The following is a 9,054-nucleotide window of genomic DNA, read 5'->3' as shown; positions in this document are numbered from 1 at the left end:
CTACCGGCAGGGGAACCGTATATTGCTTATGGCGTTATCCTTTTACCCCCCCCCTCTCCAATGGGTTAGAACTCTTTCTAAAAACCTTGAGTTAGGTAACCTCCCTGCCTACCGGCAGGGGAACCGTATATTGCTTATGGCGTTATCCTTTTAGGTCGGCCACGCGCAGCCTGCATCCCTAATGCCTTTCGTATCTGCTTTATGCGAGCAATAGAGACGTTGAACTCCGTTGCGAGTTCTCTTGTAGACGGATCTGCACCGGTATCAATACGACTTCGAAGAATGGAGGCCCTCACTTCCGATACGAGAGCTTGCCCCTTCCACTCTCTTTTCTGATTTGCTGCTTGGAGTTTCTTCCGCAGGTCAGTAGCGTATTCACCTTCCGGATCTGTTTCCCAGCGTTCTGCGGCTTTCTTCCCGCCCCGACGCCCCATCGTGGCCAAGGCCTTACGCTCCGCACTGCTCGCGCGTCCCGCGGTCGCTGAACTGCCGTACACCTCGCCCTTAGACGTGGTGACATAGCCACGTACACGCCTAGCCATCGTCTGGCGGTCTTTCATCGGCGGCAACTCACCCTTGCGCCCATCAGCACCGACCTCCTGGGCCACCGTATAGGCATGCTCGTAGGCATCAATGATCGCCGCATCGGTCATACGCTGACCAGCCTGACGAAGGCGGTGCCCGGTTTTTAAGGCATGGCGAAACGCGGTCTCATCACGCGCTGCCCGGCCTTCACGGATCCACAACACCCGCACACCCTGAATCAGCTCCGGGTCGTACTGATCCAGCTGGCCGGCTAGCTCTGCTTCCACATCCTTCGACAGTGCTTTGAAGCGTTCTGCATCCTCACGCCTGGCCTTGACCGCGTTGATGAGTTCACGGCCGCTGGAAAACTGCTGACGAGGCTTGGCATAGGACTCCTGACCGGTCATCGCACGCACCCCTGCAAGAAGATCTCCCAACCGGTAGACACGGTGATGCTGGCGATACCACCGATACGCGGTCGGGGAATCGCCGGTATAAAACGGTGACCGGCTGAAACGATGGGAAAAATGGCTGTCATGACCTAACCATTGTCCCAGGTCATGGGTCGCTGCTGCCAGTAGCGTCATAGCCCTAGACTGCCCACTAGTATCGGCATACACCGGATCAATCAACCAGATCGCCTGGCATTTCCCATTCACCGGATTGATCCCCACCCAGGCGGGCCCAAGATAATGGGCAATGAGCTGGGAGAACTTCTGCTTGACCTGCTCAGGAAGGTTAACCGGGTGCCCACCGGCATCCCCGGGAAGATCAATATCAACCACCAGGACAGAGGCATACTGCTTGTTGGTCAGTTGAACGTACTCGCATTTACCCAAGGCCTCGGAGTCCACCCGGTACATCCTCGGTGCCCGGGTGCCGTTCTTGGTGGTCAGATACGCGCTGGCGAAATCACGCCCACGGCTTCCGTGCAGGACTTTACGGCCAAGGTGGGCCAGCAGGGCTTCTCGGTCGAGGCCGCTGGCAGGGGTATCGTCCAGACCGCCATACAGATCGGTGGTCTGGGTGTGTCTGGTTGTGCCAGACGTCGTGCTATTGACTAGACTCATGGGCAGTGCTTTCTCCGGTGGTCGAAGACCGGGGTAAAGCGGAGCGTCTAACAGTGTCTGCTGTTAGACGCTCAACTATTTTCTATATGCAATTCACCCAAGCCTAACAGTATCTCAGTTAGGTTCTATACCGACACGTTTGTACTGATCAAAATAATTTTTGCACGACAAAACCATAACTGCATAACGTTAAAACGCTATACAGTTATAACGTTTTTAAGCTGGTCTCCAGTCGATATCTGGCTTTAATTTCTTTTTCAAAATTTTTAATAACTTTTCGTTTATTTCAAAAGAACTATTGACTAAACGATCTGTTTATTCCCTCTAAGTAAATACTGTAGATTTTCTACTATGAACCATCCATGGCAGTTCCCTCCGGCCTCCTCCAATAGCTTGTCTAGCCAGCCCTCAGAAATTACTCCTATATGGGGAAACTTCCCCGACAGAGAGACTATTAATCCATGGGATTCCGCCAAGAATGAAAGCGTGAATCCGGTCCCTGCATCTGCTTCCCCCGAAGCCACTATGCATTTCTATCAACCCATTTCGAAAATCGCCCATCATGGGCAAGGGGAAGTGTGGAAAGCGATTCGGGTGGGAAGCAACGGGGAGTTTGCTCAAAAATTTCTGCACCAAAGCGATCAAGAAGAAAGTCTTAAACGCTTCTACCGAGAAATTCGAGCTCAGTCCGGCCTCATCCACCCAGGAATCATGCCTATTTACGCAGTGAACTTTGAGGTATCACCGCCCTGGTATGTGATGCCCCTTGCAGAATATTCGCTGCGGGACTATTTAACTGATAAAAAGATCTTGGAAGAAAATGAAGCAGTTGCATTAGCGTTAGAAATCTCTGCTGCGCTTCAATATGCACATGAACAGGGAATTATCCACCGTGATATAAAACCTGAAAATATTCTGTACCTGAATGATCACTGGGTTGTGTCTGATTTTGGCTTATGTCGCGATCACAATGCGATGTCAACCACCCTTACACAGCTAGGTACAGCTTTGGGCACTATTCAGTATATGGCTCCTGAACACTGGAAAGATGTCCATAATGTAGGTGCTCCGGCCGATGTATATGCAGTAGGAAAAATACTCTATGAATGTCTGACTGGAGAAATGGCCTGGCCTTCCGCGAATACAGATCTTATACCTGACCGTTTTAAATATGTAATTAATAAGTGTCTGGAAGATAATCCTGCTAAACGCTACTCGTCTCTCATTGCTTTCTCCAGGGATTTAGAAGCGTTATCTTCTTTTGAAGAGGATTTAGCTCTTCCAATCGAGCATGCGAAAACTCTGGCAGGAGAAGTAAGTGAGCACAAACCAGGAAGCGCTGCCAAACTTCTAAAATTTATCCTTAAGAACCTTTCCGACGAAGTCTTTTTAAGGAACTTTTTACCCTCGGTAACGCCGCCAGTTCTACAAGCGCTCCGAAACGAAAGCGCAGGTAATTTCCGTCAGATCATCTACGCTTTCGACCAAGTATCTTCGGGCCCCCAGCCCTTCGTGTGGACTGATTCCGCCGCGCTTTGCCTAGAACGTGTTTTTGAAATTTCCCCCGAGCATGAAATACGCGAGCTAGTGTTACAACGACTTCTGACTCTAGGAACCGAACATAACCGTTGGGCGGTGCGCAGTACGTATCTACGCATTATTTCTACTCTCACTTCGCCCCAAGATATTTTGATAGTGGTTAATCAATTAAAAGAGTATCCCGAGGGAGCTGATTTCGTGAGCCCAGCAGCAGATAACTATTCCTTACCCCGACTCATACAAGATACGTTGCAAGCTTAAAGCTTATAAAAATGTAAGCTCGCAAAAATTAATCAAGCTGCTCCCTTAGATAGAATATCTAGTCTTATATATTTAAGACCTCTCAAAGTCATTTTTTGCTGCCTTTTCAAGTTTTCGGGTGCGACGTTTTAAATAGCTATCTACTAGATCTTCGACGATCTGAGAAACATTTTTATCATCTTCAACAGCGGAAATCTTTAGTTTTTTCCATGTCTGTTCGGAGAGGTATACCGTGGTGCGGCGGGTTAACTTTGTCTCTTCCTCATCGTCGTGGCGCAGGGTATCTTTCACCGGAATGCTCGCCGTTTTCTTCGCTGGCTGGCGGATCGTATCAGCCAGACGGTTACGTGGTGGGGTCATTTAATTCATCTCCTCAATTTCTAAAATCTCAGTACAGATCTCGTCAAAGCTATAAATATTTCTCGGATTCGTACCGAACATCGCCTTGATGTCCTCGCGTTCTGGAACCGTGTTATAAAACGTCGAGACCCCCTGGGACTCGAAGACCTCACGGGTGTCTTGATACAACCGGCGTCGCTCCTGGACACCAATGAGCAACACCCCCACCATCCGGTGGTTGATCGTCTCCAACGTCGGCCACACGCGATCAAGATCAATCGGGGATGGATGCGTGGGTACGATCACCAGATCAGCGGTATCAATAGCTGCTTGGATTTCTACGGCATTACCGGGTGGGGTGTCCACGATCTGCCAGCCTGTCGATGCCGGGTGTGCCCGGAGCTTTTTTGCGCTAGCGGGCATAACCTCAAACTCCAGTGGATCCTCGCGGTTGTGGGCTACTTCTGCCCACCGTGAGGCTGAGGCTTGGGGATCAGCGTCGAAGAATTCCACGTCGAGCCCACGGCGTATCGCTGCTGTCGCCAGCATGATGGCGCTGGTCGTTTTACCGACACCACCTTTGGTATGAACGAAAGATATACGCATCCTGGCCTGCTCTTTTCTATCGCTTGTAACGCTATAACGTTAGCTTCAATAGCATTATAACGTTATAGCGTTTAAGCGCTATAGCTACAAGGAGATAAGGGGTGTTTACAGGCCCACTCCGGGGTCGTTATCACGTTGGTGGCTACGGTTCACACCGAACTGTGGAGCCCCACTGATCCCACGGCCTGGACGTGACCGGGAACGACCCAGCACATCAGTCAGGTCATGCTTCGACACTCTTCCCACGAGCTGGTCAGCTTTGACCCCATCACGCTCAAGCTGCGCGCGTTGGTACTGCCCATCAATATCCTGGTACTGCTGGGTAACCTGGGCAAGATCGCGTTCTAAGCCCTGACGCTGCTGGCTGACCTGCACACGCGCACGCTCTAGATCCGCCTGCTGCTTACTCCACTGCTCGATCTGTTCGGCTCCCTCATTGGGTTTGAGCATCTTCGCCAACCACCCACGGCTATCACGGGCCTGCTGCGCCTGGGTGATCTGGCGGGTGACCTGCTCAATCTGCTGACCGATCTGGTGTTCCCGGCCCTGCACCTGGCCAAGATGCTCACCGATCTGCCGGTACTGCTGAGCAACCACACGGCGTTGCTCTTCCAAAGCGGTGACTGCCTTCTCGGCTTCTCGCACCGGATCACGCGGGGAAGACCCCACCGGGACAGCACTCTTACCCGGCGATTCTGGTTCTGGTTGTGGTGTGAGTGCCTGCTTCTTCCTCGGCGGGATCTGCGTGAGGGTAAAGAACTCACTAAACCGCTCAGCTCGCTGGGCTTCCCGCTCAGCCATGATGTCCCCCATCCGGGTGCCGGTAAACGGCGAGTCGTTAATAAACTCACCACTTGCGGCAAGACGCGTCAACGCCCAATCAGCGCGTGCTGTGCCCCACACCTGGTGCGGGGTCTGATCAGCCCCATCACGAACAGCTGCCGCAATCAGCAGATCACGGGCATATTCCGCCCCCGCACGGCGCTGAGTCGGGGTGACCCCACCATGCCCGGTATCAGTATCCCCCGGCATCGACTCCGCAAGGTAGAGGTAGTTGCCCTCCCGACCACGGGTCAGCGGCACATACACACTGGCTCGATCCACCTGACCAGCACCAGCAACCACACGAGCCACATCCACCGTCGCCCCCTGGGCGGAATGCCCAGTAGAGGCATACCCTAATTGGCCAGAATCTTTCAGATAGGACGCTGGGATGGTGGCTGTGGCCCGGGTGTCATCAAGACGGGTAGCACTAATCGAGCCATCACCATGCAGGGTATCTACCCGCCAACGTTGGCCATTACGCACCACATCACCAGCACTAGTGAGCAGGTCATAGTCGTTTTTCCTGGTCAACAACACATCCCCGGCATGCAACCACTGCCCCGTCGATAGCTCACGAGCCTCCGACAGATCTAGTTCGCCGCGATCCGCGCGGATCTTCTGCGCACCAGCATTAAGCGCCTGAACCTGCTCACCGGTCGATGCCACCAGCAGACAATCCTTGCCGGCTGCGGTGTCTGACGTCCACCCAGCCAACGCATCATCAAGCATCGCGGTGGTGGAACCAGCCTCAAGCCGGCCCTGCAGCATGTACCAATGGGCCGCACGCTTAATAGAATCCTTATCCCCACTACGCAACTGGATAGAAGCCTCGCGTTCCGCCACGTCACGCTGACGGAAAACCTCGGTCAGCTCCACGGCATCAGGGAGTTCATACGCCAAGGTCGCCAGCATCCCTGACCTGGCCTTCACTGCTGCATACTGCTGTGGGTCACCGACCAGCACGATCTTGGCCTGGGCCGCCTGGGTGATCTCCAGCAGGCGTACGACATCTGGGGTGGCCACCATGCCGGCTTCATCGACGACCACCACCGTGTCGCGGTTCCACCCCAATCTCGCAGCGACCTGGGCTGGGGCAAGATCGTCTGCGCCATACAGGGCCCGGGCAATCGTGGAGGACTCATGGGCAACGTGTTCGCCGACCATCACATCGGCAGCCTTACCGGTTGGGGCTAGGCCGATGACGGTTTTACCTGCCTGTTCCCACGCTTGACGGGCTGCTTTCAGCGAGGAGGTTTTACCCGCACCTGCTGGTGCCACCACGACAGAAGCTAAGAAATCAGAGCTCACCACAGCGGTCATGGCCTCAGCCTGGGCAGGCGACAACGTACCCTCTACAGGGACAATAGAGTCAGCCGATACCGCGTTATTGGTACGGGTGGTGGCCAGGTCAATGCCCTTATTGACCTCCTGGATCACCGCGTCAGTGGTAAACCGCTGGGAACCTTCTCGCTGGGTGTTATCGACTTCCCGGGCCAGGTTCGGGGTGACACTCAGTGCCACTGACTCTAGGGCGTGGGTGGCGGTGGCCTCGACAAAGCCAAGGATCTCATCGACGTTCAAGGCACCGACGGGGATCATCTCAGCACACTTTTCCACCACATCCGCACGAGTAAACGTCGAGCGCTCCGCAATGACCTCGGTTAACACTGCCTCCGGGGTCGGCAACGCCTTATCGCTGTCCACACCACGTGCACCGCCGAGGTCGGCGGCGAAACGCTGGACATGCTCGGCCGTCTGATTCTGCGCCCACTGGGTTTCCAGGTCAGAAAGAGTGGCATCCAGGTCTTTGGCTCGGCGGGTTATTTTGTGTCCCACCTGCCTTAACTGATAGTTACCACTTAATCCGTTGTCTTTTTCCCACTGATCAATCTCGGTGTTGCGGGTGGAAAAAGCCTTCAACATAGAAGGGTCATTCAACCCCTTAATATCGGCCTGACCGTTGGTGACCTCACCCCACTCCACACCCAGCTGTCGGGTTAATTCCTCGCGTAAGGCAGCTTGATAGAGCATTCCAGCCGCGCGTGCCTCGTGATACAGGCTCACCCCATCTAGTGAACGGGCCTGCCCATCCGCGCATAGTTGGCGATTCGCTAATAGAACATGTGAGTGAATATGAGGATCGCCTGCACGAGAGGTCCGGTGCTCATATTTCACACCAGATAACCCCAGGGTTTTATCCACGATCAGCGTCTTATTGTCATCCCACCGACGTGTGTAGGCAGCATGGGTTTCGAGATAATCCAGCGCCGTGGCCACCGCTGCCGCATGGACCTCATCCACGACCTGGCGCACTTCCTCACGCCCTGATAATCCCCACAACACCGACACGCTTTTCGGGGCGCAAAACGTCAGATCAAAACCGGGAACACCATTGTCCCGCAGTGCCCGACCCAGCTTCTCCCCCTTAGGTGAGGTGACGTTATTGAACCAGTTTTTCACCTGTTCACCGCCGAGGGACTGGCCTTGCTCCACGCCTAGGAGCCGAGCATATCCAGCCGCATTCGCGCTTTTCACCCACACTTCAGCAGGGGCGTTTCCGGCCTCGGAATAGTAACCATCAGGACCAGGAGCCTCGTCCACGGTGGACTCATAGTAGGCCACGGACTGACTATGCATCTTTCCAATGGTCAGCACCGTTGCCACCTCCTTGTCCACCGCGCGGTAGCGCGAAAGCAATCTCTTGCAAATGTTCCATGTGGTTATCTTTTTCTTTCCTCTCATCCTACCTCAGGGCAGGTGGGAGGTAGTGGGAAACGCGAAACAGGCCGCCGCCAGGTGGCCTGTTTCGCGTTTCCACCCTCGCCTGGGCAAGGTGATCGCGGGCGGGCAGGGTCGTTGTTCTGGGAAGAACAACGACCCTTGATGGCCACCGCAACCGGGGCGGTGGCGGGGCAAGGGTGGGAGCGTGAGCGAGTACCCGCGCCAGCAAAAACCCGCTCACTGAAACATCAGTGAGCGGGTTAAAACAACCGGGATTATTCGGCAGGGCGAAGGCGATCCCTCACCCACTTTTCGGCCTCTTCAGTCGCAGCGGTAGACGCATCCAGAGCGTTCACGATGCTACGTTGCTGGTAACCATCGAGGCGATCCCACTGCTCGACCAAGGCGGCGACGATGATCGCCTGGGCGTGCTCGCTACCACTCAGGGTGGCATCGTTGGGATCATCGACAGGCACGTCCTTAGCGACGAGTAGATCCTTGATTGGTTTCATAAATACCAGTCTTCCATCAGGGATGGACATACATAAGCATTAACTAGAAAGAGTTTTCTATCTATACCCACCAGTGCCAGTACAGGCACTAAAATCCCTCCATGAAAATGGAGAGCTAGTTCATCGTCATCCGTGCATAATTGGCAAAAAGGAGCTCCTGGCGCTGACGTTCAGTAGTAAGTTTTCGGGGCGCACCAAACGCCTTATCTACTTCTCGATCAAGCGCATCATGAGCTTTGATCAGTTCCGGTGCCATGGACAGCGGATTATAATGCTGCGCCAGTGATCGTTCCGGATAAAGCTCACGCGCGGCCAAGACCTTCTTCCCCGCGTCGATAACACGCTGGCGGATCTTCTCATCAAGTTCTGGAACAGGGAAAGTATTCCACGTCAACGTGTTGGCGAACCGCAGATCAGACTTCATGCGCCCGCCTACGGTGCGCTGCCAAGTGATAAACATCGACGAGGAAATCAAAGCGAACTGTAGGCCATCCTCATCGGGAGTGTTGAATACTAGATTCGAGCTGATGGTGTTCGCGTCGTAGCGTGCTGCAATAAAGTATTTCCGTGTTTCACTGACCACACTGGGAATGCAGAGATAGTCCGTTTTCGGGCTCTGTTGCAAAGATTGGCGGCAGTCAGAGGTAGGCTGTCGC

At 54.1% G+C, this 9,054-nt stretch carries 7 protein-coding genes; 1 reads left to right on the top strand and 6 read right to left on the bottom strand.

Annotated elements, in window-relative coordinates:
* Positions 1–134: 134 nt before the first annotated feature.
* Positions 135–1,595: a replication initiation protein gene (locus tag NYP18_RS15035; protein ID WP_259429015.1), complete on the bottom strand. Its 1,461-nt coding sequence runs from the start codon at positions 1,593–1,595 to the stop codon at positions 135–137.
* Positions 1,596–1,946: 351 nt separating this feature from the next.
* Here NYP18_RS15035 and NYP18_RS15030 point away from each other — a divergent pair, with 351 nt between their 5' ends.
* Complete coding sequence (locus NYP18_RS15030) at positions 1,947–3,395, top strand: serine/threonine-protein kinase (RefSeq protein WP_259429014.1); 1,449 nt, start codon at positions 1,947–1,949, stop codon at positions 3,393–3,395.
* A 72-nt stretch (positions 3,396–3,467) separates the two neighbouring features.
* Here NYP18_RS15030 and NYP18_RS15025 read toward each other — a convergent pair whose 3' ends face one another.
* The 5 genes from NYP18_RS15025 to NYP18_RS15005 form a co-directional block, all read right to left on the bottom strand.
* Positions 3,468–3,755 carry an RH3 domain-containing protein gene (locus NYP18_RS15025; RefSeq protein ID WP_259429013.1) on the bottom strand — a complete coding sequence of 96 codons (288 nt, stop codon included), beginning with the start codon at positions 3,753–3,755 and terminating at the stop codon, positions 3,468–3,470.
* A complete protein-coding gene (locus NYP18_RS15020; RefSeq protein WP_259429012.1) occupies positions 3,756–4,340 on the bottom strand; it encodes a ParA family protein in 585 nt (194 codons plus the stop codon).
* A gap of 105 nt (positions 4,341–4,445) precedes the next feature.
* Positions 4,446–7,907, bottom strand: a complete 3,462-nt coding sequence (gene mobF / locus NYP18_RS15015) for a MobF family relaxase (protein ID WP_259429011.1) — start codon at positions 7,905–7,907, stop codon at positions 4,446–4,448.
* A gap of 254 nt (positions 7,908–8,161) precedes the next feature.
* The gene (locus NYP18_RS15010; protein ID WP_259429010.1) at positions 8,162–8,398 is read right to left on the bottom strand and encodes an antitoxin; all 237 of its coding nucleotides are present in this window, start codon (positions 8,396–8,398) and stop codon (positions 8,162–8,164) included.
* 115 nt (positions 8,399–8,513) lie between these two features.
* On the bottom strand, positions 8,514–9,054 hold a 541-nt coding region (locus NYP18_RS15005; protein WP_369415259.1), incomplete at its 5' end, for a type IIL restriction-modification enzyme MmeI.

The organism is Corynebacterium lemuris, assembly GCF_024919295.1.
GTDB classification, from domain to species: domain Bacteria; phylum Actinomycetota; class Actinomycetes; order Mycobacteriales; family Mycobacteriaceae; genus Corynebacterium; species Corynebacterium lemuris.
This window is presented reverse-complemented; position numbering and strand designations above follow the sequence as displayed.